Annotated in this window: 23 protein-coding genes; 8 read left to right on the forward strand and 15 right to left on the reverse strand. The window is 72.2% G+C overall.

The features are described from left to right. Positions 1-62 precede the first annotated feature (62 nt). Together AC1QRC_RS01420 and AC1QRC_RS01425 are read left to right on the forward strand one after the other, a co-directional pair. The gene (locus AC1QRC_RS01420) at positions 63-977 is read left to right on the forward strand and encodes a carbamate kinase (RefSeq protein WP_484205083.1); all 915 of its coding nucleotides are present in this window, start codon (positions 63-65) and stop codon (positions 975-977) included. Positions 978-1,033: 56 nt separating this feature from the next. Then, positions 1,034-1,948, forward strand: a complete 915-nt coding sequence (locus tag AC1QRC_RS01425; RefSeq protein ID WP_484205084.1) for an SDR family oxidoreductase — start codon at positions 1,034-1,036, stop codon at positions 1,946-1,948. 7 nt (positions 1,949-1,955) lie between these two features. Here the strand turns inward: AC1QRC_RS01425 and AC1QRC_RS01430 are convergent, their stop codons facing one another. Further along, positions 1,956-2,249, reverse strand: coding sequence for a YciI family protein (locus AC1QRC_RS01430; protein ID WP_484205085.1), 294 nt, complete (start codon positions 2,247-2,249; stop codon positions 1,956-1,958). An 89-nt stretch (positions 2,250-2,338) separates the two neighbouring features. Between AC1QRC_RS01430 and AC1QRC_RS01435 the strand changes: the two genes are divergently transcribed. Together AC1QRC_RS01435 and AC1QRC_RS01440 are read left to right on the forward strand one after the other, a co-directional pair. Further along, positions 2,339-2,482 carry a ribbon-helix-helix domain-containing protein gene (locus AC1QRC_RS01435; RefSeq protein ID WP_484205086.1) on the forward strand — a complete coding sequence of 48 codons (144 nt, stop codon included), beginning with the start codon at positions 2,339-2,341 and terminating at the stop codon, positions 2,480-2,482. Then, a complete protein-coding gene (locus tag AC1QRC_RS01440; RefSeq protein ID WP_484205087.1) occupies positions 2,479-3,204 on the forward strand; it encodes a hypothetical protein in 726 nt (241 codons plus the stop codon). Before AC1QRC_RS01435 ends, AC1QRC_RS01440 begins: the two co-directional genes overlap by 4 nt. 7 nt (positions 3,205-3,211) lie before the next feature. Here AC1QRC_RS01440 and AC1QRC_RS01445 read toward each other — a convergent pair whose 3' ends face one another. Together AC1QRC_RS01445 and AC1QRC_RS01450 are read right to left on the reverse strand one after the other, a co-directional pair. After that, positions 3,212-4,333, reverse strand: a complete 1,122-nt coding sequence (locus AC1QRC_RS01445) for a trans-sulfuration enzyme family protein (protein WP_484205088.1) — start codon at positions 4,331-4,333, stop codon at positions 3,212-3,214. Positions 4,334-4,342: 9 nt separating this feature from the next. Then, positions 4,343-4,888 carry a CGNR zinc finger domain-containing protein gene (locus tag AC1QRC_RS01450; protein ID WP_484205089.1) on the reverse strand — a complete coding sequence of 182 codons (546 nt, stop codon included), beginning with the start codon at positions 4,886-4,888 and terminating at the stop codon, positions 4,343-4,345. Positions 4,889-4,991: 103 nt separating this feature from the next. Between AC1QRC_RS01450 and AC1QRC_RS01455 the strand changes: the two genes are divergently transcribed. Beyond that, positions 4,992-6,062: an EamA family transporter gene (locus AC1QRC_RS01455; protein WP_484205090.1), complete on the forward strand. Its 1,071-nt coding sequence runs from the start codon at positions 4,992-4,994 to the stop codon at positions 6,060-6,062. Positions 6,063-6,244: 182 nt separating this feature from the next. On the opposite strand, the gene AC1QRC_RS01460 is transcribed toward AC1QRC_RS01455, so the two are convergent. From AC1QRC_RS01460 to AC1QRC_RS01470, 3 genes are all read right to left on the reverse strand, one after another. Continuing rightward, complete coding sequence (locus tag AC1QRC_RS01460; protein WP_484205091.1) at positions 6,245-7,498, reverse strand: mechanosensitive ion channel; 1,254 nt, start codon at positions 7,496-7,498, stop codon at positions 6,245-6,247. A gap of 179 nt (positions 7,499-7,677) precedes the next feature. After that, positions 7,678-8,226 carry a type 1 glutamine amidotransferase domain-containing protein gene (locus tag AC1QRC_RS01465; RefSeq protein ID WP_484205092.1) on the reverse strand — a complete coding sequence of 183 codons (549 nt, stop codon included), beginning with the start codon at positions 8,224-8,226 and terminating at the stop codon, positions 7,678-7,680. 149 nt (positions 8,227-8,375) lie between these two features. After that, entirely contained in the window at positions 8,376-9,032 is a 657-nt protein-coding gene (locus AC1QRC_RS01470) for an NAD(P)H-binding protein (RefSeq protein ID WP_484205093.1), read from the reverse strand. Positions 9,033-9,318: 286 nt separating this feature from the next. On the opposite strand from AC1QRC_RS01470, the gene AC1QRC_RS01475 reads away from it, so the two are divergent. After that, on the forward strand, positions 9,319-10,272 hold the full coding sequence (locus AC1QRC_RS01475) for a type IV toxin-antitoxin system AbiEi family antitoxin domain-containing protein (protein WP_484205094.1): 954 nt from the start codon (positions 9,319-9,321) through the stop codon (positions 10,270-10,272). Between the two features lie 91 nt (positions 10,273-10,363). Here the strand turns inward: AC1QRC_RS01475 and AC1QRC_RS01480 are convergent, their stop codons facing one another. Next, entirely contained in the window at positions 10,364-12,463 is a 2,100-nt protein-coding gene (locus AC1QRC_RS01480; RefSeq protein ID WP_484205095.1) for an elongation factor G-like protein EF-G2, read from the reverse strand. 79 nt (positions 12,464-12,542) lie between these two features. On the opposite strand from AC1QRC_RS01480, the gene AC1QRC_RS01485 reads away from it, so the two are divergent. Then, on the forward strand, positions 12,543-13,889 hold the full coding sequence (locus tag AC1QRC_RS01485; protein WP_484205096.1) for a multidrug effflux MFS transporter: 1,347 nt from the start codon (positions 12,543-12,545) through the stop codon (positions 13,887-13,889). A 43-nt stretch (positions 13,890-13,932) separates the two neighbouring features. Here AC1QRC_RS01485 and AC1QRC_RS01490 read toward each other — a convergent pair whose 3' ends face one another. Genes AC1QRC_RS01490 through AC1QRC_RS01500 form a run of 3 tightly spaced genes read right to left on the reverse strand, consistent with a single transcriptional unit; the run spans position 13,933 to position 17,077 of the window. Continuing rightward, entirely contained in the window at positions 13,933-15,834 is a 1,902-nt protein-coding gene (locus AC1QRC_RS01490) for an ABC transporter permease (RefSeq protein WP_484205097.1), read from the reverse strand. Then, positions 15,831-16,550 carry an ABC transporter ATP-binding protein gene (locus AC1QRC_RS01495; protein ID WP_484205098.1) on the reverse strand — a complete coding sequence of 240 codons (720 nt, stop codon included), beginning with the start codon at positions 16,548-16,550 and terminating at the stop codon, positions 15,831-15,833. Before AC1QRC_RS01495 ends, AC1QRC_RS01490 begins: the two co-directional genes overlap by 4 nt. Beyond that, on the reverse strand, positions 16,547-17,077 hold the full coding sequence (locus AC1QRC_RS01500) for a PadR family transcriptional regulator (RefSeq protein ID WP_484205099.1): 531 nt from the start codon (positions 17,075-17,077) through the stop codon (positions 16,547-16,549). The genes AC1QRC_RS01495 and AC1QRC_RS01500 overlap by 4 nt, the downstream gene beginning before the upstream one ends. A 229-nt stretch (positions 17,078-17,306) precedes the next feature. Between AC1QRC_RS01500 and AC1QRC_RS01505 the strand changes: the two genes are divergently transcribed. Continuing rightward, a complete protein-coding gene (locus AC1QRC_RS01505) occupies positions 17,307-18,236 on the forward strand; it encodes a hypothetical protein (RefSeq protein ID WP_484205100.1) in 930 nt (309 codons plus the stop codon). Positions 18,237-18,261: 25 nt separating this feature from the next. Here the strand turns inward: AC1QRC_RS01505 and AC1QRC_RS01510 are convergent, their stop codons facing one another. The 5 genes from AC1QRC_RS01510 to AC1QRC_RS01530 form a co-directional block, all read right to left on the reverse strand. After that, the gene (locus tag AC1QRC_RS01510; protein WP_484205101.1) at positions 18,262-19,197 is read right to left on the reverse strand and encodes a hypothetical protein; all 936 of its coding nucleotides are present in this window, start codon (positions 19,195-19,197) and stop codon (positions 18,262-18,264) included. Positions 19,198-19,329: 132 nt separating this feature from the next. Next, positions 19,330-20,475 carry a hypothetical protein gene (locus AC1QRC_RS01515; RefSeq protein ID WP_484205102.1) on the reverse strand — a complete coding sequence of 382 codons (1,146 nt, stop codon included), beginning with the start codon at positions 20,473-20,475 and terminating at the stop codon, positions 19,330-19,332. Further along, positions 20,468-20,980: a DUF4188 domain-containing protein gene (locus AC1QRC_RS01520; RefSeq protein WP_484205103.1), complete on the reverse strand. Its 513-nt coding sequence runs from the start codon at positions 20,978-20,980 to the stop codon at positions 20,468-20,470. Before AC1QRC_RS01520 ends, AC1QRC_RS01515 begins: the two co-directional genes overlap by 8 nt. Then, entirely contained in the window at positions 20,977-21,312 is a 336-nt protein-coding gene (locus AC1QRC_RS01525; RefSeq protein ID WP_484205104.1) for a hypothetical protein, read from the reverse strand. The genes AC1QRC_RS01520 and AC1QRC_RS01525 overlap by 4 nt, the downstream gene beginning before the upstream one ends. After that, positions 21,309-22,919 (reverse strand): phenylacetate--CoA ligase family protein, encoded by a 1,611-nt coding sequence (locus AC1QRC_RS01530; protein ID WP_484205105.1) that lies wholly within the window; start codon positions 22,917-22,919, stop codon positions 21,309-21,311. The genes AC1QRC_RS01525 and AC1QRC_RS01530 overlap by 4 nt, the downstream gene beginning before the upstream one ends. Between the last annotated feature and the right edge of the window lie 29 nt (positions 22,920-22,948).

A 22,948-nucleotide genomic window follows, 5' to 3' on the forward strand; every position in this document is an offset into this window, starting at 1 on the left:
GCATACTCTGCACCGGAGGACGGCGCACCGTGGCAGCGCCGCCCGGAGCAGGAGGAGACCTGATGCGGATCGTGGTGGCCCTGGGCGGCAACGCCCTCCTGCAACGGGGGCAGGTCCCCGACGCCGAGTCGCAGGTGCAGAACATCCGGGTCGCCGCCCAGGCCCTGGCGCCGCTCACCGACGAGCACGAGGTCGTGATCACCCACGGCAACGGCCCCCAGGTCGGGGTGCTGGCGATGGAGAGCGCCGCCGACCCGCGCCTGACCAAGTCCTACCCGTTCGACGCACTGGGCGCGATGACCCAGGGCCTGATCGGCTACTGGATCCTGCAGTCGATGGGCAACGAGCGCCCCTACCGGCAGTTCGCGGCGATCCTCAACCAGACCCTGGTGCTGGCCGACGACCCCGCCTTCGAGAACCCCACGAAGTTCGTCGGGGAGGTGTATGCCGAGGAGGAGGCCCGCGCGATGGCCGCCAAGCAGGGGTGGCAGGTCAAGCAGGACGGTGACGGCTGGCGCCGGGTGGTCGCCTCCCCCCGGCCGCGGGAGATCATCGAGACCAAGCTCATCGACCACCTGCTGGACGAGTCGATCATTGTCGTGTGCGCCGGGGGCGGCGGCGTCCCGGTGGTGCGCACCGAGACGGGGGACCTGCAAGGCGTCGAGGCCGTGATCGACAAGGACCTCTCCGCGGCCCTACTCGCGAACCGGCTGAAGGCCGACCGCCTCCTGGTGCTCACCGACGTCGAGAGCGTCGTCGAGGACTTCGGGACCGAGCGGGCGCGGCCGATCGGGCGGACCACCCCCTCCCACCTGCGGGCGCTCGACCTGCCCGCCGGGTCGATGGGACCCAAGGTGGAGGCCGTATGCCGTTTCGTCGAGAACGGCGGACGCTCGGTGGCCGCCGCGATCGGCAACCTGGCCGAGGCCAAGGCGCTGCTGCACGGCGAGCGCGGCACCTTCGTCACCCCCGACTGAGCGGGCCACTCAGGCGCCGGCGTGCGCGGACCCGGGACACTGCATACCGTCGGTGGATGACACCCCACCCAGACCTGCAGCCCCCCATCGCCCGCCGGGCGGCCTCACTGACCAACGACAAGGGCGGCTTCCCCGCGCAGGAGCAGCAACCGCCCGGGCTGACCGCCCCGATGGACCCGGCGCCGGACCACGGCGAGGAGAGCTACGTCGGCCACGACCGGCTGGCCGGGCTGCGCGCGCTCATCACCGGTGGGGACTCCGGGATCGGCCGGGCCGTCGCGATCGCCTACGCCCGGGAGGGTGCGGACATCGCGATCGGCTACCTGCCCGAGGAGCAGGAGGACGCGCAGGAGACGGCCGACCTGGTGCGTGCCGCCGGCCGCACGGCGGTGCTGCTGCCCGCCGACCTGCGCGAGGAACAGGCCTGCCAGGACACCGTCGATCGGGCGGTGCAGGAGCTCGGCGGGCTGGATGTGTTGGTCAACAACGCCGGCTACCAGATGGCCCGGACCCACGGGCTCGAGGAGTTGCGGACCGACCACCTGGACCGGGTCCTCAAGACCAACCTCTACGCCATGTTCTGGGTGACCCGTGCGGCGCTGCCCCACCTGGGCCGGGGCGCCAGCATCATCAACGTCAGCTCGATCCAGGCGTACGACCCCTCGACAACGCTGCTGGACTACGCCGCGACCAAGGCGGCGATCAACAACTTCACGGTGAACCTGGCGGCCGAGGTCGGGGAGCGTGGCATCCGCGTCAACGCGGTCGCGCCCGGCCCCATCTGGACACCGTTGCAGCCGGCGACGCAGGACGGCGAGCACCTCAAGGAGTTCGGTGGCGACACCCCGTTGGGGCGTGCCGGCCAGCCCGCGGAGCTCGCGGGGGCCTTCGTCTTCCTCGCCTCACCGTCGGAGGCGAGCTATGTCTCGGCGACCGTGGTTGGGGTCACCGGAGGCAAGCCCGTCTTCTAGCGGACTGTCAGACCTGGTCCGCCCACGGCCCGAGCACGACGGTCCACTCCCGGACCTCCACCCGCTCGACCAGGCCCTGCTGCTGGAACGGGTCCTCGCGGAGCAGGTCCAGGACCCGCTGCGGGTCCTCCCCGTGCACGATGAGCAGCGCCCCGGGCGGCCCGTCCTCGCCCAACGGACCGCTGCCCCGCAGCGTCCCCTCGTCGGCGAGGGAGCCGAGGAAGGCCCGGTGGGCCGGCCGGTGCTGGTCCCGGCCCGCAGAATCGTCGCTGTAGTGGTAGCGCACGGCATACGTCGTCATGGCGAGAGTCTGGCAGCACCCCAGCCACCGGGGTCGACCTCCCCCCACCGTCCCTTGCACCAGGCGCCCTATGTTGCTAGCATTCTGTCATGAGCGAGCCCAAGGTGCAGTTCAACGTCTACCTTCCGCCGGACCTCGTCCGCGCCATCAAGCACCGCGCCATCGATGAGGACAGCAGCCTGTCGGCACTGGTCGAGTCGGTGTTGCGGACCTACCTGGAGGAGAAGCAATGATTACCGCCCGTCCCGTCCGGTTCACCAGCGACCTGCCCGCCTGGCGCGAGCTGCTCGGCGCGGTCGGCGCGACACTCGTGACCGACGCCGAGGGGTGGACCGTGTATGCCGTGGGGTCGGGTCGTCTCGCGCTGCACGCCGCGGGCGAGGACTACCCGAGCGGCCTGACCACCCTGGGGTTCGAGACCGACGACCTCGACGCCTGGGCCGCCGCCGCCAGTGAGGCCGGGGCACCTGTCGTGGTCGGTGAGGCACCGCACGGCAGGGCCGGCACGGTGACCGCCGGGGACGGCACGACGTTCACCGTCGACCCGGCCGAGCAGGCCATGGAGGACCCGCCGGCCGACAGCTCCTTCGCGGTGCTCCCGATCTGGTACACCCCCGAGAGCGAGCAGGCCCGCGAGGTGCTGCGCCGCCTCGGCATCCCAGAGCGGATCACCGGGGACAACGGGGTGTGGACGGACTTCACCTGCGACGGCGGCGGGCTGGCCGCGGTCCACCGGGCCGAGACGGTGGGGGTGGAGCTCGGCTTCGAGTTCGGCGGCGACATCGAGGCGCTGGTCCCGCTCCTGGAGCGCACGGGGCACAAGGTGGCCCTGATCGACGAGAGCCACAACCGCACGCTGCGCGTCGCCGACCCGGACCGGTCCGGCACCGACCTGTGGATCAACGAGGAGCAGCGCGACCTCTACGGCTACCGGGCGGTGCGGGCCGAGGGCTGACGGCCGGTCAGGAGTCCGCGGCGCCCACGGCGGCGTCCAGGGCGCCCGCCAGGTCGGCCCAGAGGTCCTCGACGTACTCGATGCCGACTGACAGCCGCAGGAGGTTCTCCGGGACGGTCTTCGCCTCGGCCTCGTAGCGGCGGCGCCGCTCCAACTGGGACTCAACCCCGCCCAGGCTGGTCGAGTGGGTCCACAGCCGAACCCCGGCGCTGACCTGCTCGGCCGCCTCCGGGCCGCCGGCCACCTCGATCGCCAGCATCGCCCCGAAGCCCGGGTAGCGGACCCGCTTCACGGACGGGTGCTCGGCGAGCCGGGCGGCCAGGTCGGCGGCGTTGGCGGCGGCGCGCTCGACCCGCACGTGCAGGGTGCGCAGTCCCCGGAGCGCCAGGTAAGCCTCCATCGGGCCGGGGATCGCCCCGTGGGTGCTGCGGTGCGCCAGCACCCGTTCCCGCAGCGCCCGCCCGCGGTCGTCCGCGGGGGTCACGACCGCACCGAGGAGCACGTCGGAGTGCCCGGCGAGGTACTTGGTGACGGAGTGGACGACCAAGTCGGCCCCGTCGGCCAGCGGCTGCTGGAGCACCGGCGTGGCGAAGGTGTTGTCACAGGCCACCAGCACCCCTCGCTCGTGCGCGGCGGCAACCAGGGCCGGGATGTCGGCGAGCTCCATCATCGGGTTGGTCGGGGACTCGATGATCAGCAGGTCAGCCCCCTCCAGCGCCTCGACGACCTGCTCCGTCTCGTCGATGTCCACCGGCCGCACCTGCAGGATCCCGACGGCCGCGCGCTCACCCAGCAGGGCCGTCGTGCCGTTGTAGGCGTGCCGGGCGGCCACGACCGTGCCGCCCAACGGCACCAGCGAGACGACGGCCGCGATGGCGGCCATCCCCGACCCGAAGGCCAGCGCCTCGCCACCCTCGAGTCCTCCGATCGCTTCTTCCAACGCGGTCCAGGTCGGGTTGCCCACCCGTGCGTAGCTGACGTCACCGTCGGCGAGGTAGGTCGAGGTGAAGGTCACCGCCGGGTTCACCGGACTCCCCGTATGCCGTGCCGGACGCCCCGCGGCGACGGCGCGGGTCTGCGCGTGCCAGGTGGGGTCGACCGGGTGCAGGTGCGGGTCGGGCTCGCTCATCGCCCCAGACTAGGACTGCTCCTCCCCCTGCTTGCGGGCGCGGTAGGCAGCCGCCGCGACCCGGTTGCCGCAGCCGCCGTCGCAGTAGCGCTTGGAGCGATTGCGGGACAGGTCGATGAGGACGTTGTCGCAGTCGTCGGCGGCGCAGGTCCGCAGCCGGGTCAGCTCGCCCGAGCGGACCACGTCGACCAGGGCCATCGCCGCCTCCACCGCCATCCGCTCGGCCAGCGGGGCCTGCGGGGTCGTGGCGTGCAGGTGCCAGTCGTACTCGTCGTGGCGCACCAGTTGCGGCAGCGCCCGAGCCTCGAGCAACAGCCGGTTCACCCCCTCCACGATCTCTGGCTCCGTCCCGACCCAGATGGCCCGCAGCCGCGGCCGGAGCCGCCGCACCTGCTCCAACTCGCGTGCGTCGTGGGCCCGGTCGCCGGTCCACCCCCAGTCCCGGACGAAGCCGTCGAGCTCCTCGGGCGTGCTGATCTCGTCGGGGTCGCCGGCCGTGTTGACCAGTGCCGCAGCCGACTGCAGCGCTACCTCGGTGTCATGGGCGAAAAGCACCTTGACTCCTTACGTCGTGCTCGGATACCGTCATGAGTGTAACGAACTTTGACTCATGATGCCTCAAGGGTGAGGCCTCGCAGCACCGTAGAGGAGGACAGACATGGACCGCAGGGTCACCACCGGCCTGCTGCTGGCGCTCGCGTCGGGGGCGGCATTCGGCACATCGGGGGCATTCGCCAAGGGGTTGCTGGAGGCCGGTTGGTCGCCCGGCGCCGCGGTGACCTGGCGGGTCGCCGTGGCAGCGCTCGTGATGGCCCTGCCCGCCGCGCTGCTGATGCGCGGCAAGTGGCACCGGATGCGCCGGGGCTGGCCGAGCGTCGTGCTCTTCGGTCTCGTCGCGGTGGCCGGCTGCCAGCTCGCCTACTTCCTGGCGGTGGAGCGACTCTCGGTTGCCGTGGCGCTGCTGCTGGAGTACCTCGGGATCATCCTCGTCGTCGGCTGGCTGTGGCTGCGCCACGGCGAGCGGCCCCGCCCGCTGACGGTCCTGGGCGCCGGGGTCTCCGTGGTCGGCCTGATGCTCATGCTCGATGTCTTCGGAGCGGTGCAGGTCGACCCGATCGGCGTGATGTGGGGTCTGATCGCCGCGACCGGTCTGGCCACCTACTTCCTGCTCTCGGCCGACGAGAGTCACGGGCTGCCCGCCCTGGTCGTGGCGACCGGCGGCCTGGCCGTGGGCGCGGTCGCCCTGGTCGTCGCTGGTGTCCTCGGAGTGCTCCCGATGGTGTGGAACACCTCGGACGTGGAGCTGGCCGGGATGCAGGTCCCCTGGTGGACCGACGTCGCGGCGCTCGGCGTGATCGCCGCCGCGTTCGCCTACGGCAGCGGGGTGATGTCGGTGCGGCGACTGGGCTCCAAGCTGGCCTCGTTCGTCGGGCTCACCGAGGTGATGTTCGCGGTCCTGTGGGCCTGGCTGCTGCTCAGCGAGCTCCCCGCCCCGATCCAGCTGCTCGGAGGCGCCCTGATCCTGGCCGGCGTCGTCGCCGTGAAGCTCGATGAGCGCCCCCGCGCCCGGGTCCCCGAGGTCGCGTCCCACGCGGTCCCGGACGACGCCACCCCCGTGGTCCCCGAGGACGCAGCCCCCGCGTTCCCCGACGAGTCGGCGGACGGCATACCGGCTCCCCCGCGACACCCCGACGAGGGCGAGCGACAGGCCGAGCCGCTCCCGCACTAGGCCCCCCGCGCCCGCCACACCCCGGAACATCGCCCCCGCCACACCCCGGAACAACTCGCGTGGAGGATCAAGGGGCCTATAGCCCCCTAGATCCTCCACGCGAGTTCTGAGCCGCCAACACAAACGGGCCGGGCGCCTGCGGATCAGCTCCGCAGGCGCCCGGCGCGTTGGTGACGAGGAGGTCAGGCGGTCGGGGTGTCACCCGACTTGCGCTGCACCTTCTCCAGCGAGCGGGCGGCCGCGTCCCGGCCACCCAGCCCGTAGGCCAGGGCGGCGGCCAGCGCGCCACCGACGACCACGGAGCCGAACGCCAGGTTGATGATGGAGTCGGCGATGCCCATGTACTGCAGGCCCATCGCGACGAACAGCACCAGGGTGGCGTAGCGGATGATCGTGCTCGCCGTGCCGTCGCCCACCGCGCGGGACAGCAGGCTGGCCACCAGGAAACCGGCGGCGATGATGGCACCACCGAACAGCACCCGGCCACCGAGCTCGAGCACCTCGTTGAGGATCGCGGTGACCTCGGGGAAGTTCAGCGTCCGGGTCGCCATGATCGCGAAGAAGATCATGATCGCGACCTGCGCCACCTTGGTGATGATCGAGGAGGCGCTGGTGCCCTCGGGGACGATGCCCAGGCCGGAGACGGCCCGGTCGGTGCCGAGCCCACGCAGCGTGCTCTCCAGCAGCTCACCGACGAACTTGGCGATCAGGAAGCCCAGGCCCAGGATCAACGCCGCAGCGATGATCAGCGGGATGGCGTTCAGGATGATCGTCAGCATCTGCTCGGCGGGGTCCGAGATGGCCCGGATGCCCAGGATCTGCAGGGCCGCGATGGAGACCACGATCAGCACGACCGCGAAGACCAGGTTGCCCACCAGCGAGGGGAGGTTGCGGACCAGGTCCGAGCCCGAGCCCTGCTCGGCCGGCGCACCCGCCTGACCGGGGGCGGCCTCGCTGGCCTGCGGGGTCCCGGAGCCACCAGCACCGACGGCGCGGGCGGCCTGGTTCGGGTTCACCTTGGCGGCCAGGCCCTCGAGGTTCGCGGCGCCGAGGGCGGTCTCGACCAGCTGCTTGAGGATCTTCGCCAGCACGAAACCGATGAAGAAGACAAAGGCGGCACCGATGATGTTCGGGAGGTACTGCATGACATTGTCGAGCAGCGTCTGGATCGGCGTCAGGGCGGCATGCAACGCAAAGACCTGCATCACCGCGACCAGACCGAAGAGCCACACCAGGAGTGAGGCAATCTGACCCAGTGAGTCACCGACGGATTGACCGTCCGATCCCTGCTTCTGCAAGAACCCGACCCTGCTCACGAGCTTGCTCATCGCCCACTTGACGACGCGCGCCAGGATCCAGGTGGCGACCAGGATCAGGATGGCGATCACGACGTTCTGCAATATCTGCGGCCAGTCGTAGTTGTCGAGGAAGTCCACGACATCTCCTTCGAAATAGGGAATCTGCTGGCGGTTGAGGGCTTTCGTTCCCCCAAACGGCCAATCACATTACACGCCGGAATACAGAACACAACCCTGTTGACGTGAATAGATGACGCGGAAGGACCCCACGACCAGCAGGTCGTGGGGCCCTTCCGCGGGGGTCTGCGCCCGGGGGCTCAGGCGGTCTGTCCTGCGTGCTCGCCCTCGGCCAGCTCCTCGATCAGCTTGTCGTTGAACGCCGGCAGGTCCTCCGGGGTGCGGCTGGTCACCAGGCCGTTGTCGACCACGACCTCCTCGTCGACCCACTCCGCCCCCGCGTTGCGCAGGTCGGTCTGCAGGCTGGCGTAGGAGGTCACCGTGCGCCCGCGCAGGACGTCGGCGTCGGTGAGGATCCACCCGCCGTGGCAGATCGCCGCCACCGGTTTGCCCTGCTCGAAGAACGCCCTGGTCAGCGCCACGGCGTCGGAGTCCATCCGCAGCTTGTCGCCGTTGACGACGCCGCCCGGGAGCACGAGCCCGGCGTAGTCGGTGGCGTCCGCGTCGGCGGCCGTCAGGTCGACGCCCGCCTCATAGCCCTTCTTGCCAGTCAGCGTGCCCGTCTCGGGGGCGATGAGCACGGGCTCGGCCCCCGCCTCGGTCACGGCGTCCCAGGGGCTGGTGAGTTCGCTGTCCTCGAAGCCGTCGGTGAGCAGGAAGGCAACCTTCTTGCCGGTGAGCTGGGTCATCGGGATTCCTTTCGTCGGTGGTGGGCACCGTCAGCATCGACGGTATGCCGGATGGTCCGGTGCCGCCCGCCGGGAGGGCACGGGCGCGGGGTCGGGTTGGTCGGGGGCTGGCGCGGCGAGCCAGGTCGGCCCGGCGGATTGGGCGGCGGTCAGCGCGCCAGCGAGTCCAGGGCCTGCTCGATCGGGACGTCGCCGTTGTTGAACTGCACCGTCACCCCGGCCTGGTCGTCCCGGTCGATGACGGCGGCGGCCACGGCCGCGACGTCGGCACGCGCCACCTGGCCGGCCTCGACGTCGGGGCCAAGCTCGATCCCGCCGGTGGGGGCGTCCAGGGTCAGCCCGCTGGGCGCCAGGATGGTCCAGGCCAGGTCACTGCCGCGCAGGTAGGCGTCCGCGGCCGCCTTCGCCTCGGCATACGCGAAGAACGGGTTGTCCTCGGGGACACCGTGGTCCGGGCGCGCCCCGAAGTAGGACACCATGACATAGCGCGGCACGCCCGCGGCCACCGCCGCGTCGACGGACCGGATGGCGGCCTCCCGGTCGACGGCCCGGGTGCGGTCAGGGTTGCCCCCACCGGCCCCCGCGGACCAGACCACCACGTCGTGACCGCGCAGCAGCTCGGCGATGCCGTCGGTCTCGAGCGTCTCGACGTCGGCCACCACCGGCGTCGCTCCGGTCGCGGCGACCTCCTCGGCGTGGTCGGCGTTGCGGATCACCGCCGAGACGTCGTGGCCGGCCGCGGTGAGCAGGGGTTCCAGCTCCAGCGCCACCTTGCCGTGTCCGCCGATCAGTGCGATGCGTGCCATGCCTCTCCTCCGTGGTGCCTGGGGTCCCTCCCGGCCGCGCCGGGAGTGGGCGTGCTCTCTGGGCAACAGGCCGGGAGTCGATCGTGTTCCCCCGCTCGCGACCCGTTCACGATCGTGACCTCGCGGGCTTGGGGTGGGGTAGTTCGCTGCACCTATAGGTACAGCGAACTACCCCACCCCCTGCGCGGCTCCCGCGAGCGATGCTCAGTGCCCTGGGACGGCGACGACGGCCCGTGGCTGTGGACAACCACGACGGACGGCCGGGCAGCCGACGCACGCTAGGGCGATGGACGTGGAGGCCCTGGCCGGGCAACAACATGGCGTGGTGACGCGCGGTCAGGCACTGTCGGGCGGGCTCAGCCCGGGCATGCTCCGCAGCCACCTGGGGTCTGGTCGATGGCAGCGCGTCCACCCCGGCGTCTATCTCACCCACAGCGGCGAGACGACCTGGCTCGCCCGCGCCTCCGCGGCGCTGCTGCACTGCGGGCCCGGCGCAGCCCTCGCGTTGGAGTCCGCCGCCCACCTCCTGGGTCTGCACGACCGACAGCCTCAGGTGCTCCACCTCATGGTGCCCTGGGAGCGCAAGGTGGTGCGGGTCCCCGGCACCCGGGTGCGACGCCGCCGTCGGCTGCTGACCACGAGCAGGCAGAAGTTGACGGTCACATCACCGGCGCAGACCGTCCTGGACCTCGGGGCGGAGCCAGGCTGCTCCGTCGACGAGGCCGTCGCTGTGGCGGTGCGGGCCTGTCAGCGGGCACAGGTCGAGCCCGCCGAGATCCTCGCCGAGCTCGCGCTCCGGACCAACCACCAGCACCACGACCTGCTGATCCTGGCGCTGGGCGACGCCGAGCAGGGGGTGGAGAGCGTCGGAGAGTTCCGGTTCCTGCAGCACGTGGTCCGCCTGCACGGCCTCCCCGCGCCCTCCTGCCAGGCGCCGACGGCCGACGGGCGAGGGCGGCGCGACTTCGAGTGGGTGGAGTTCGGTGTCATCGCCGAGGTCGACGGTGTCCAGTGGCACCAGGGTGCGGCCTTCCACCGGGACCGACGGCGCGACCGCCAGGCGGCCCGGGGCGGCAAGCTCACCCTCCGGTCGGGATGGCTCGATGTCACCTGCGACCCCTGCGAGCTCGCGATCGACCTCGGCCTGTCGCTGCAGCAACGGGGCTGGCGCGGCCAGCTGCAGCCCTGCTCACCCTCATGTCCCGTGAACCGGCTGGGAGCTGACCACGGGGCGGGCTGAGTCGGGGTGGGGTAGTTCGCTGTACCTATAGGTGCAGCGGATTACCCCAGGCCCAGCGAGCGGCGTGCCCCAGCTTGCTGCGGCCGCAGGCTCAGCGGGAGTTGCTGCCGATCTCGGTCGCCAGTTGCGGCGGCAGGTAGTCGTAGCGCACAAACTCCCGGGTGAAGGTGCCCGAGCCGTGGGAGACCGAGCGCAGGTCGATGGGGTAGCGGCTCAGCTCGTGCTGCGGCACCTCCGCGTGCACGATGGTGTGCCCCTCCTCGCCGGCTTCGGTCCCGTGCACCTGGGCCCGCCGACCGCGCAGGTCGGCCATGACCGGGCCCACGTAGTCGTCGGCGACCGTGACGGCGATGTGGTCGACCGGCTCCAGCAGCGCCACGGTCGAGTCGTTGGCCGCCTCCCGCAGGGCCAGGGCCCCGGCGGACTGGAAGGCCATGTCGGAGGAGTCGACCGAGTGCGCCTTGCCGTCCACCAGCGTCACCCGCAGGTCCACGACCGGGTAGCCGGCCAGCACCCCCTGGGCGACCTGGGCCCGACACCCCTTCTCCACCGAGGAGATGAACTGGCGGGGCACCGCACCACCGACCACCTTGTCGACGAACTCGATCCCGGCCCCGCGCTCCAACGGCTCCAGCTCCAGGTGGACAACGGCATACTGGCCGTGCCCGCCAGACTGCTTCACCAGCCGGCCGGTCGTCTTCACCGGGCGCACGAAGGTCTCCCGGAGCGAGGTCTTCACCGGGTCGACCTCGACGTCGACGTGGTGCCGGTCGCGGAGCCGGGCCAGCAGGTCGTCGACATGGGCGGGGCCCAGGGTCCACAGCACCAGCTGGTGGGTCTCGGGATTCTGCTCCATCCGCAGCGTGACGTCCTCGGCGACGACGCGCTGCAGTGCCGAGGCGAGCTTGTCCTCGTCGCCGGGCGAGGAGGCGCGCAACGCCACCGGCAGCTGGGGCTCGGGCAGCAACCAGGCCGCGACCAGCGCCGGATGCTCCATGTCGGAGAGCGTGTCGGAGGTCTCGGCGTGGGCGATCTTGGTGACCAGCACCAACTCCCCCGCGATGGCCCCGTCGCGGGCGGCAGTGCCGTCCACCAGCGGCGTGCTGATCTGCCCCACGCGTTCGTCGTCCTCGTCGTGACCGGGGTGCCCGGCGATCTCGTGCCCGGCGGCCCAGGACAGGTGGCCGGAGACGTGCAGCCGGTCGTCGCCGCGCAGCGTGCCGGAGAAGATCCGGACCAGGGACATCCTCCCGACGTACGGGTCGGTCGTGGTGCGCACCACCTCGGCGACCAGGGGCGCGGCAGGGTCGGCGACCACCTCTCCGTAGTCGGCCCCCTCGGCGGTGGAGACCGGCGGTATGCCGGCAGCCGGCGGGGCGGGGAAGCCCACCTGGATGACCTCGAACAGTTCCTCGATCCCGGCCGCGGTCGGCGGGTGGACCGGGATGATCGGGAAGAAGCGGGCCGTCGCCACCGCGGCCCGAAGGTCGTCGCGCAACATCGCCAGGTCGACGTCCTCGCCCTCCAGGTACCGCTCCAGCAGCGCCTCGTCCTCCGACTGCTCGATGACCGACTCCAGCACCGGCCCCCGTCGTTCCTCGATGTCGGCGGCCTCGGCCTCGCTCGGCGACTCCGCGTCGGTGATGCCCCCGGCCGGGTCCACCCGGCGGACCCGGCGGCGCAGCAGGTCCAGGACGCCGGTCACCGTGCCGTCCTCCAGGATCGGGCGGTACAGCGGTTGCGCGTCACCGAACACCCGCTGACAGTCCGCCACCACCGCGTCGTAGTCGGCGCGGGCCAACTCCAACTGGGTCACGGCGACCGCCCGCGGCATGCCGACCGCGTCACACTCGCGCCACAGCATCCGGGTCGCCTCGTCGACGGTGTCACCGGCCGACACGACGAACAGCACCGCGTCCGCGGCCCGCAGCCCGGCGCGCACCTCCCCCACGAAGTCGGGACGTCCGGGGGTGTCCAGCAGCGTGACGACCAGGTCGTCGCGCGGGACGGAGACCGCCACCAGCCCGGTCGAGGGGGTCTGGTCCCCGGGGCGCACCTGACTGCCCTCGGCCGAGGTGAGCCGCTCGAACAGCATCGACTTCCCGGCGCCCCCGGGGCCGACGAGCACCACGTTGCGGAGCTGGTCCGGACTGGTCGGCGGGAGGAACGGTCGCGACTCGGTGCGGCTCATGGACCTACCTAAGTCGTCCTCCCGCGCCCGCACAAGGGTCGGGCGGAATAGATGAAGCCTGCACGACCTTGATCTCCCCATGCCCCTGCGTTCGGACCACACCACAGCCGCGTCCGCAGGCGCCCCCACCGCCCCGCACCCCGCGTCCACGGACGTCGGCCCCCGGGAGCCCTCGCGGACCGGCCGCCTGCTGCTCTTCGGTGCCCTGGTCGCCATCGGGCCGCTGACCATCGACATCTACCTGGCCGCGTTCCCGACCCTGGTCGAGGAGCTGCGCACCACCGAGGCCGCCGTCCAGCTCACCCTCACCGCCACCCTGGTGGGCCTGGCCGTGGGACAGCTGCTCATCGGCGCGGTGGCCGACGTCGTCGGCAGGCGACGTCCCCTGCTGGCCGCGCTCACGGCATACGTCATCATCTCGGTGGTCATCGCGCTGTCCAGCTCCCTCACGGCACTCCTGGTGCTGCGGTTCCTGCAGGGCCTGGTCGCGGCCGCGGGGATGGTGCTGAGCAACGCGATGGTCCGCGACCTCTACAGCGGGTCGCAGATGGCGACGTTCATCTCGCGGCTGTTCCTCGTGGTCGGGGTGGCGCCGATCATCGCCCCCACGCTCGGGGCGCAGTTCCTGCACTTCGGCAGCTGGCGCACGATCTTCTGGGGTCTGGCCGTCTTCGGACTGGTGCTGGTCATCGCGGCGCTGACGATGGCGCGCGAGACGCTGCCGCCCGCCCGGCGCCGCAGCGGGGGCCTCACGCCGGCACTGCGCTCGTATGCCGTGTTGCTGGGTGAGCGCCGGTTCATGGGCCTGGTGCTCACCGCGTGCACCGCGATGGGGGCACTGTTCGCCTACATCAGCTCGGCGACGTTCATCTTCCAGGACCTCTACGGCATGAGCACCCAGGAGTACGCCCTGGTCTTCGCCGCAGGGGCGGGGGCCCTGACCGTGGCGAGCCAGGTCAACGGCTTCCTGGTCAAGTCCTTCCACCCGGTGCGCATCCTCATGGTGGCCCTGCCCGCGGCGGTGCTCATCTCCTCGCTGCTGCTCGTGGCGGCGCTGCTCGACCTGGGGGTCGTCGCGGTCGTGATCGGCGTCGTGCTGGTGCTCGGCGCGACCGGCTTCGTGATGCCCAACGCCCCGGTGATCGCGCTGAACGACCACGGCGAGCGGGCCGGGTCGGCCGCGGCGCTGCTGGGAGCCGGCAACTTCATCTTCGGCGCCCTGATCTCCCCGGTCACCGGTGCCTTCGACGCCGCGTCGGCGGTGCCGATGGCGGCGGTCATGGTCGGCTGCGGGCTCCTGTCGCTGCTGGCCTACTGGGTGTTGGCCCGGCCCCGTGACATCCTCGCCACGATGCCGTGGAACGAGGACGAGGCGCAGGCCGAGGTGGCCAGCGCCCAGCCGGTGCCCGGCCCGGCCGCCGGCTGAGCCGCGGGCCGCCCCCTCCCGCGGTCCGCGACACGGCTCCGCGCTACTCGGTCCGGATCAGTTCGGGACGGATCTGGGGGTTGGCCGCCAACGAGGTGACCGCCCCGACCAGGAGCGAGCCGGCCACGGCCGCCGCCAGGAGCGGCCAGAAGAAGCCCGCCGGGATGCCGGCCGAGGTGTAGTCCGCCAGCCCCAGGTAGGTGTCGCCGGCGAACCGCCCCAGCCCGAGCGCCAGCAGGCACCCGCCGGCCAGCGGCGCCCCGGTCTCCAGCCACTGGCTGCGGCGCAGCACCCTCCCGGGCACGCCGACGAGCTGGAGGCCGATGACCTCCCGGCGGCGCTCCACCGCCCGGTCGAGCGCGGTGACGCCGAAGCTGAGCAGCCCGACCCCCAGGACGACGGCGCCCAGGAGCCGGAGCAGGTCCAGCATCCGGCCGGTGGACCGGTATTCCTTGAAGTCCCACCAGCCGGACAGCTCGAACCCCGCGGCCATCAACCGGTCGGGAAGGTCCTGCGCCGGGTCCGCGAGCACGACGAACTCGGTCGCACCGTCCTCGGCGAGCTCCGCCGCCCCCAGGAGCGAGTCCGGGATCAGCTGCTCGGCCCCCAGCACGTCGTGGGCGACCCGCGAGACCTCGAGTGTCTCCTCGGGGTGGGGCAGGGTGAGGAGCGCCGGGCTCCACTCCTCGCCCAGGTCTGCGTGGACGTCCACCGGTCCCGCACTGAGACTCTCGTACGCCGTGGCCCCCTGCTCCCGGACCTTCACCATCGTCGCCGGGCACGAGGTCATCTCCGGCGCGAGACGCTGCAGCCCCTCGCAGCTGGCCACGATCGCGCTGTCCTCGCAGAAGCGCATGCCCTGGTCCTCCGTGCAGTTGAGGACCACCCTCGTGACCGGCACGGCGTCACGCACCCCGTCCATGGCGAGGACCTTCTCGCGCAACACCTGCGGGTCCGCGCCCACCGCGTCGACCCGGGCATTGGCCTCCACCGTCGCGTGGTGGTGCGGGTTGGCATACTGCGGCACCTCCTCGAAGGCCACGGCCACGGCACGTGCGCCGGTCACCACGAACAGCCCGATCAGCAGCGCCGACAGGACCCGGGTCATCGCGACCGGCTGGGACTGCAACCGCCGGGCGGCGACCGTGGCCGAGGGACGACTCACCCGCAGCAGGAGGTCAGCCACGAGACGGACGAAGACGGGGAGCAGGAGCAGCATCCCGAGGCCGAGCAGGGCGATCCCGGCGAGCATCGCGTAGCCCCGCGGGTCGACGGGGCCGCTGGAGCGCGCATAGAGGCAGAGCACGACGCCGAGCACGACCGGCGCGAGCCGCCACCATCCAGGCCGCCGGGCGTCCGCGCTCCGGGCGGTGCGCAGCACCGTCTCCCCGGAGCGGCGCCGGGCCAGCGCGAGGACCACGACCAGCACGGGCACGGTCGCCAGCACGAGCAGGTGGGCGCCCGGGCCGGGAGCGAGTTGCGCCCAGGTGTAGGTGCGGCCTGCCAACGGCACCCGGGGGAGCACCGGGGCCAGGGCGTAGAAGACGGCGACGCCGGCGAGCCAGCCGGCGAACGTCACGACCCCGGCCTCCACCGCCGCGGTGAGCCGCACCTCACCGGGCGTCATGCCCAGCAACCGCAGTCCGGCGAGACGTCGCTCGCGCAACGCCGACGACAGGCGACCGGCGGTCGCGCTCAACACCGCGACTGGCAGCAGCACGGACAGCACCACCGCGCCGAGCGCGAGGGGCCCCGGCCCTCCGGTCTCCGAGGTCCACGCGCCCTCTGCTGCCGGACGCGCCGCACCGCTGAACGCCAGGACGAGGAGCAGGAGCACGGTGCCGATCAGGCTGGCAACGGCAAGCAGCGAGGAGCGCCAGCGCCCGTGGCCGGTCGCGCCCAGGGCCAGCCGGATCCCGAGGGCGACCGGCGGCCGCAGGCTCATCGCATCACCGTCGGATCGGGCACGACGCGCCCGTCCCGCATCGTGACGTGGCGGTCCAGGTGCGCCGCCACCCGGTGGTCGTGCGTCACGACCAGGAGGGCGGCCCCCAGGTCGCTGGCCGCCCCGGTCAGCGCGGACATCACGGCGTCGGCGCTCACCGTGTCCAGCGAGCCGGTTGGCTCGTCGGCGAGCAGCAGCGCGGGGCGGTGCACGAGCGACCGGGCCACCGCGGCCCGCTGCGCCTGACCGCCGGACACCTCGCCCGCCCGCCTGTCGGCGACCGCCGCGACACCGAGCTGCTCGAGCACCTCCATGGCCCTGCCGCGGGCGTCGGCCCGACGCTGCCCGAGGAGCTCGAGCGGCAGCATGACGTTCTCGACCAGGGTGAGTTCGCTGACGAGGTCGCCGAACTGAAACACGACGCCCAGCTGGGCCAGCCGCAGCCGCGCCCGCTCCCGCTCCGCCAACCCGGTGATCTCCCGACCACCGACCGCGACCCTCCCGGAGGCGGGCACCAGGATCCCGGCCAGGCAGTGCAACAGGGTCGACTTGCCGGACCCCGACGGCCCCATCAGCGCGACCTTCTCCCCCGCCCCGACGGCCAGGTCCACCGAATCCAGGGCGACGGTCTGGCCGTAGGAGAAGTCGACGCGCTCCGCGGCCACCAGGGCTCCCCGGGACTCCGTCCCCACCGTCTGCACCGCCGGGCTGGTCACGACTCCTCCCCCAGCGCGGCCCGGAGGGCCTCCAGCCGGGTGCCCGCCTCCTCGATCCAGGACAGGTCGGCATCCAGGTGGGCCAACTCGTAGGTGAGCGCCATCTCGGCATGCGCGTCGGCGCCCTCCCGCGCCCGGGTGAGCGTCCGCATACGGGCCAGGTGGTCCGCCCGCTGGGTGTCCAGCACGGCCGCGGCGTCCCTGCCCGACAGCAGCGCCACCGAGACCCGGGCGAAGAGGGTGGAGGTGGAGAAGACACCCGGCTCCTGCGGCTCGTAGACCCAGGCGTCCACGACCGCGACCCCGTCCGGGGTGATCCGGTAGCGCTTGCGCTCCGGCCCGGACCCGGTCTCCACGTCGACGACCTGCGCCCAGCCGTGCCGTTCGAACCTGGCCAGGGAGGCGTAGACCTGCCCGTAGGCCAGGGGCTTGTCCTGGCCGAACCGGGCGTCGTAGTCCTTCTTCAGCGTGTAGCCGTAGGCGGGCCGGTGCTCCAGCAGGCCCAGGAGCGTGTGCGCGATCGACATGGGGCGACTATACACATCATGTATACGTGCTGTGAATAGGCTGCGCCCACCCCCGTCCCGCTGGTATAACTGGGCGACTACGTGCTCACCCGTGACGCTCGTCAGGACAGCCATGCATGCGCGGACGTTGGTGTTGGTCATCCTGCTCGCACTCGCCAGCAGTGGCTGCTCCGGGCCCAGTGACCCACCAGGCGACGCAACGGCGCCGGTCGCCGCACCCCCCGATGCCGTGACGAGCAGTCCTGGCCCGGAGCCCCCCGACGGATCCGACGTGGTCACCGCGACCGGGGTCGCTGAGGAGGTCGCACCCACGGACGCGGAGGAGTCGGCCAGCACCTCCGAGGCCGACGCCGCCGACGAGACATCGACCGAGGACGCCCCAGAACCGGCTGGCCCGCAGGTGTGCGGCGAGGTCCAGAGCGTGACGAACCCGGTCTACGTCGAGATCATCCGCGGTTCGTTGACCTGCACCGAGGCCGAGGCACTCCTGACGACCTACTACCACGACCCGCCGGAGCCGCCGCAGGGCAGCGGAGGGTTCGTGAGCATCGGCCCCTGGGACTGCATCAGCACCTCCGCGGCCGAGCCGTCGCCCCGCGTCTCCTCCTGCCGCACCGAGGACGGTGACGAGGTCGCCGCGTGGTCGGAGCCGCCCGTGCTCGAGCAGGGCCCCACCTGGCCGGCCGACGAGACCTCCGAGGCATCGGGTGCCTACGACGTCTCCGGACAGGCGGTCTTCACCACTCCCGCCCGTGCCGCCTACTGCATCCTCAGCACCAGCGACTACCTCGGCTCCGCGTCCGTCTACTGCGAGGTCCAGGCATCGACCCTGCCGGACGGGCACAACCTGGTCGGCGCCTGCCCCGACGACTTCGGTTACTACGTCCAGTTCGTGCCCGGGCAGGCCCACGAGTTCTGGTGCAACAACCACGGCAACATCCCCTCCGACCCCCGGCCGCTCGACTCGGACGACGGATGGGTGCAACCCTCGGCCACCGAGAGCCTGCCCGCTGGCCGGGTGATCGGGGTGCTGCAGGACGGCCAGGTGCTGCGGCACGGCGGCATCGAGTGCACCACCGCGCCGGGCGGCCTCACCTGCACCACCAGTGGCGGGGAGCGCGGATTCGTGCTCACGACCGACCACTACGAGCAGTGGTGACTCCCCGCTGGGGAGGCGCCTCGGTTTAACGGCTCGACGGGTCGGTGAGCCGGTGCGACGCGGCGGGGGACTGCTCGGGCCGGCCGAGGCGGAACACCGCGTATGCCGACCGCTTGCCCCCGAGCGCCCGCGCCACCCGGTCCTGGGTGCCCGGGTGGTCCAGCAGCTGGCTGAGCGGGTGGGCGAAGAGTCCGCGCCGCCCGGCGCCGAGCCAGACCCGGAGCAGGTCGCGTCCGAGCTCGAGCACCGCCCCGTCGGTGAGGTCGGCGGGGGCGGTGAGCGCCACCACCGTCCCCAGCGGCCGGGCGGTCGCCGACCGGGCCAGCGCCCGGGTCAGCCGGGTCCGGCGCAGCAGCGCCAAGGGTGTGGCTCGCAGCGCCCACCGCAGGCCGGTGGCCTCCCACCGGGCGAGGCCCATCGCGGTGTCGGTGAGCCCGTCCTGCGTGTACCGCGGGTCGTCGCGGTCCAGCCGGAGCCAGTCCCGCAGCTCCGCGGTGGCCGGCCCCTCGAAGGTCCACCGGTCCGCCGCGGGGAGCGCGGCCGCGACCAGGTCCGGTGACAACACCTCCAGGCCCACCCCCTCGCCCAGCCCGGAGGCAAGGGCCACCGAGGCGACCTCGTCCGGCGTGGCGGGCGGCTCGGCATACCTGCCGCGTGCGGTCCGGCGGGCCCTCAGCTCGGCGACCGTGAATCTCTGGTCCCGATCGCCAGACGACGCGTCCGGTGGGGTCGAATTGCCGCCAGACGACGCGTCCGGTGGGGTCGAATTGCCGCCAGACGACCCGTCCGGTCGGGGGTAGGGCTGCAGGCGGAGGGTGGCGGCGGAGCGGGTGGCGCGGTCGACGTCCGGGGTGAGGCGCACGGCATACCCGAGGTCGGCGGCGACGATCGCGAGGGCCTCGGTGACGCAGCCCAGCGACAGGAACAGGTCACGCCGGGTCGGGTCGCCGACCTCGAGCACCCGGTCGGCGTGCCACCCCAGGCGCAGGGCGTCCGGCCCGTCGGCCGTGACCAGCCAGGGTTGGGTGTTGTGCGCGCTGGGGGCGCGGCCCCAGTCGGCCGAGCGGGCGAGGAGCCTGGTCGGCCGGGGTGCTCACGCCAGTTCCTTGCGATAGAACGTCACGCCGTGCAGCGGCCGCCCGCCCATCGCGGCGAACTGCGCGGCGGAGGCGGGATTGTCCTCCCCGATGAAGGTGACCCGCAGGCTCCGGTAGCCGCCGTCCACGAGGTTGGCCAACAGGCGGTGGGACAGCACCGACATCAGGCCCTTCCCCTGCGCCTCCGGCACGGTGCCCTTGATGATGAGCACCGCCTCCTCCCGGTAGCGGCGCCGGGTGAGCAGCAACCGCAGCTGGTCGCGCCACGCCATCCGCCCGCCCGTCGCCATCACGAACCGGCTCAGGTCGGGGACGGTGAGCACGAACGCCGCCGGCTCGCCGGCCACCGTCAGCCAGAGCAGCAGGCGCTCGTCCAGCAGCCAGGCCAGTCCGTCCGTGGCGACCGCGAGCTCCTCCTCGCTGATCTCGGTGTAGTAGGGCAGTTGCGCGAAGCTCGGGTTGAGCATCGCCCGCAGGATCCCCAACTGGCGGGACAGCCCGCGCCGCCTGCCGTGGTGCAGCGCGACCTCCGCCGGCAGGTCACCGGACCCGCGGGGGAAGACCGCGTCGGCGTCGAGCGCGGTGAGGTCCTCGCAGATCCACGTCGCGGCCGGCCAGACCGGCGCGAAGCCCGCGGCCTCCCACGCCGCGGGGTAGTGCCCGGGGTTCCACGGCGAGTCGACGAAGCCGCGCTCGGCGAACCCGGACGTGACCACCCCGCCGGTCTGGTTGGGCAGCAGCGAGACGGGGCCGAGTAGGACCGTGCGCCCCTGGGCACGGGCGCGGTCCTCGGCGTATGCCGTCAGCCCGGCGAGCGCGTCCGCGCCGGTGAACTCGGTGGCCCCCAACAACTGCGTGGGCGCCCCGATCTTGGCGTCCATCCGGTCGTCGGTGTGCACGGTGCTGCGGCCGACGACCGCACCGCTGGCGTCGCGGGCGAGCACCAGCTCGACCGCGCCGTGGGCGGTGTGCGGCCCATCGCCGGTCCACCACCGCCGGATGCTGTCCTGCCACAGCGGGACGTAGCGGTCCCGGGGGTGCAGCCGCAGCGGCAGGTCGACGAAGGCCCGCAGGTCCTCCTCGGTCCGGACCGGGGTGACGGTGACCGGGCCGAGGGTGACCGGGTCGACGGCCTCAGCCATCGGAGGGGGTGCCGGCCGGACCGGTCGGCGAGACGTCCCCCCGCACGTCCCCGCGGGTGCGGCGGACCCGCTTCACCGGCGGCCCGACCTCCTCGCGCCCGATCGGGGTGAACGTCTCGATGTTGCGCATCTCGTGGTCCTCGGCACGCCACACGCCGTTGGTGTAGCCGGACTCGTGCGCGGTGTAGACCCGGATCCAACCCCCGGTGGCGTTCTTCGTCCCGTCGACGACCCAGTCCATCAACTCCCGGTGGGTGCCGGTGCGGGCGAACCGCATGAGGTCGTCCATGGTGTCGAACCAGGCGATCGTGCCGAGGGTGAACGGCGGCTGCCAGTAGGTGCGGTGTCCCCGGTAGCCCTTCATCCGCTTCATCTCGCCGATCATGGTGCGGTAGCGGCCGGCGTGCCGCAGCCAGGCCGCGGGGCTGGTGTAGCGGGTGCCGCCGGCAAACATCACACCCGCTTGGGCGATGTCCGGCGCGCTGGAGAAGTCGGTGGTCCTCATGGTGTGCCCTCCCCGGGCTCGTCCTGCGTCTCGGACCGGTAGATCCGGATGTATCCACCTGAAGCGTTCTCCGGGGCGAGCACCCAGTCCATCAGGTCGCGGTGCTCACCGGTGCGGGCGAAGCGCAGCAGGTCCTCCTCGGTGGCGAAGAAGCCGAGGGTGCCCAGGCTGAACGGCGGCTGGTAGTAGACCCGGTGGTATCGGTAGCCCGGCATCCGCCGCATCTGCCGGACCAGCCGCACCCACCGCGGCGCCAGCCGCAGCCAGGCCAGCGGGCCGGTGTAGCGGGTCGCCCCGACGAACACCGCGCCGGCCTCCGCGACGGCGCTCACGTCGCGTCCTTGCGGAGGTAGACCCGCTTGAGCTTGGTGTTCTCGGCGGCGAACGGTCCCGTGCCGTGGTCGTGCACCCGCACCTCGATGTCCCCGGTGCGGTCGGACTCCTCCAGCGACTGGGCGAAGTCCCGGCTCACCCGGGCCAGGTATCCGACGACCCCCGCCTTGGCGTCGTCGGCCAGCTCGACCCGCGCAGCCTCCTCCAGCGCCACGCCCTCGCGCAGCTCCAGGTGGATCACCGGCTGGCTGTCGGTCCCGCCGTCCCGCTCCTCCAGGGTCAGCGTGAACGAGGCGAGCCGGGCCGCCCGGGAGGAGTCGTCATACAGGCCGTTCTCCACGTCCTGCGGGTAGATGTTGGCCCCCATGAACGAGATCGTGGCGTCCTTGCGGCCATACAGGAGCAGCAGCGGCAGCTTCATCCCCTGCTTCTCCCAGGCGGCGCGTGCTTCCTGCCGCCAGCGGGGGTTGCGGCGCAGGATCGCCGCCAGGTCGTGCCAGTCCAGCAGCACCCCCTCGTCGCCGATGTTGTAGCGCAGCTTCGGGCTGAGCACCTGGGTCGAGGTCAGGGTGCACAGGATCTCGCCGTCCTCCGTGGTCTCCAGGTAGGTCTCGAGCGGGTTGTACTGGAACACCATCGGGGTGCGGGTCTCGTCCGGCCCGAGAACAGCCTCGCGCAGCTCGGGGTCCTCCAGGAGGGCCCGGCGCAGCCACACGGTCAGCTCGGTCTCGCCGCCGATCCCGATGGTCAGGTCGGAGGCGCCGTAGCCGGAGCGGACGGTCAGGAAACGCTCCTCGCAGTAGTCGCGCAGCGCCTCGGTCATCCCCTCGCCGCCGACGAGTCCGTGCATCCGGTAGCGGGACCAGTCGAGCCCCTCGGCGTCCAGCCGGTCGCGCAGGTCCTTCAGGAACGGCGGGTAGGCGGTGACCAGGTAGGTGAAGCCCGGGCCGAAGTGGTGGATCGTGTCGACGATCTTGTCCAGCTCCGGGCCGGTGTTCTTGACCATCGCGATCTTGGCCATCGCGATCCCGGTGTTGGTGCCCGTCGCCCACGCCCCCATCGAGTAGGCGTTGATCACGAACAGCCGCTCCTCCTCGCGCATCATCAGCGAGGTGAACCCGGCGACGTTGCGGTGGATGTCGGCCAGTTCGTCCCGGCCGCGCACCCAGTTGAACGGCGTGCCCGACGACCCGGACGACTCGTCGACCAGGGTCCCCCGCAGCGACAGGTCGCCGTGCCAGCAGCGCTCCTCCTCGGGGTACTGCGCGACGTAGCTGTCCTTGCTCGTCGGCGGGTAGTTCGTCAGGTCCCACCACCGGAAGGTCCAGCCCCGCTGCTTGAGGAAGTGCTTGTAGGCCGGCACGTGCAGCGAGGCCAGCTGGCACGTCATCCAGGCGTGCCGCCGGGCGAAGTCGCCCATCCACGGCTGGTAGTTGGTCGCGGTGACCCGCCACATCGCCGGGTGCACCTTGTAGAGACTGTAGGTCTCCGTCAGTGCCTTGGTGCCGACCCGCAGCGTCGTGCGCCGCGCGACCTTGAGCGGCACGCTCGTCCAGACCTTCTCACCGACTGCGTAGAGGCGCTGCCCCACCTGCTCCTGCGACATGCGCCGAGTATGCCCTGTCATGCCCGCTC

This window comes from Ornithinicoccus sp. (assembly GCF_057176825.1).

What these genes read in the sequence shown, in the direction of transcription:
- AC1QRC_RS01420 (WP_484205083.1), top strand. Translation starts at nt 63, where the DNA reads ATGCGGATCGTGGTGGCCCTGGGCGGCAACGCCCTCCTGCAACGGGGG.
- AC1QRC_RS01425 (WP_484205084.1), top strand. Translation starts at nt 1,034, where the DNA reads ATGACACCCCACCCAGACCTGCAGCCCCCCATCGCCCGCCGGGCGGCC.
- AC1QRC_RS01430 (WP_484205085.1), bottom strand. Translation starts at nt 2,249, where the DNA reads ATGACGACGTATGCCGTGCGCTACCACTACAGCGACGATTCTGCGGGC.
- AC1QRC_RS01435 (WP_484205086.1), top strand. Translation starts at nt 2,339, where the DNA reads ATGAGCGAGCCCAAGGTGCAGTTCAACGTCTACCTTCCGCCGGACCTC.
- AC1QRC_RS01440 (WP_484205087.1), top strand. Translation starts at nt 2,479, where the DNA reads ATGATTACCGCCCGTCCCGTCCGGTTCACCAGCGACCTGCCCGCCTGG.
- AC1QRC_RS01445 (WP_484205088.1), bottom strand. Translation starts at nt 4,333, where the DNA reads ATGAGCGAGCCCGACCCGCACCTGCACCCGGTCGACCCCACCTGGCAC.
- AC1QRC_RS01455 (WP_484205090.1), top strand. Translation starts at nt 4,992, where the DNA reads ATGGACCGCAGGGTCACCACCGGCCTGCTGCTGGCGCTCGCGTCGGGG.
- AC1QRC_RS01465 (WP_484205092.1), bottom strand. Translation starts at nt 8,226, where the DNA reads ATGACCCAGCTCACCGGCAAGAAGGTTGCCTTCCTGCTCACCGACGGC.
- AC1QRC_RS01470 (WP_484205093.1), bottom strand. Translation starts at nt 9,032, where the DNA reads ATGGCACGCATCGCACTGATCGGCGGACACGGCAAGGTGGCGCTGGAG.
- AC1QRC_RS01475 (WP_484205094.1), top strand. Translation starts at nt 9,319, where the DNA reads ATGGACGTGGAGGCCCTGGCCGGGCAACAACATGGCGTGGTGACGCGC.
- AC1QRC_RS01480 (WP_484205095.1), bottom strand. Translation starts at nt 12,463, where the DNA reads ATGAGCCGCACCGAGTCGCGACCGTTCCTCCCGCCGACCAGTCCGGAC.
- AC1QRC_RS01485 (WP_484205096.1), top strand. Translation starts at nt 12,543, where the DNA reads ATGCCCCTGCGTTCGGACCACACCACAGCCGCGTCCGCAGGCGCCCCC.
- AC1QRC_RS01490 (WP_484205097.1), bottom strand. Translation starts at nt 15,834, where the DNA reads ATGAGCCTGCGGCCGCCGGTCGCCCTCGGGATCCGGCTGGCCCTGGGC.
- AC1QRC_RS01500 (WP_484205099.1), bottom strand. Translation starts at nt 17,077, where the DNA reads ATGTCGATCGCGCACACGCTCCTGGGCCTGCTGGAGCACCGGCCCGCC.
- AC1QRC_RS01515 (WP_484205102.1), bottom strand. Translation starts at nt 20,475, where the DNA reads ATGGCTGAGGCCGTCGACCCGGTCACCCTCGGCCCGGTCACCGTCACC.
- AC1QRC_RS01520 (WP_484205103.1), bottom strand. Translation starts at nt 20,980, where the DNA reads ATGAGGACCACCGACTTCTCCAGCGCGCCGGACATCGCCCAAGCGGGT.
- AC1QRC_RS01530 (WP_484205105.1), bottom strand. Translation starts at nt 22,919, where the DNA reads ATGTCGCAGGAGCAGGTGGGGCAGCGCCTCTACGCAGTCGGTGAGAAG.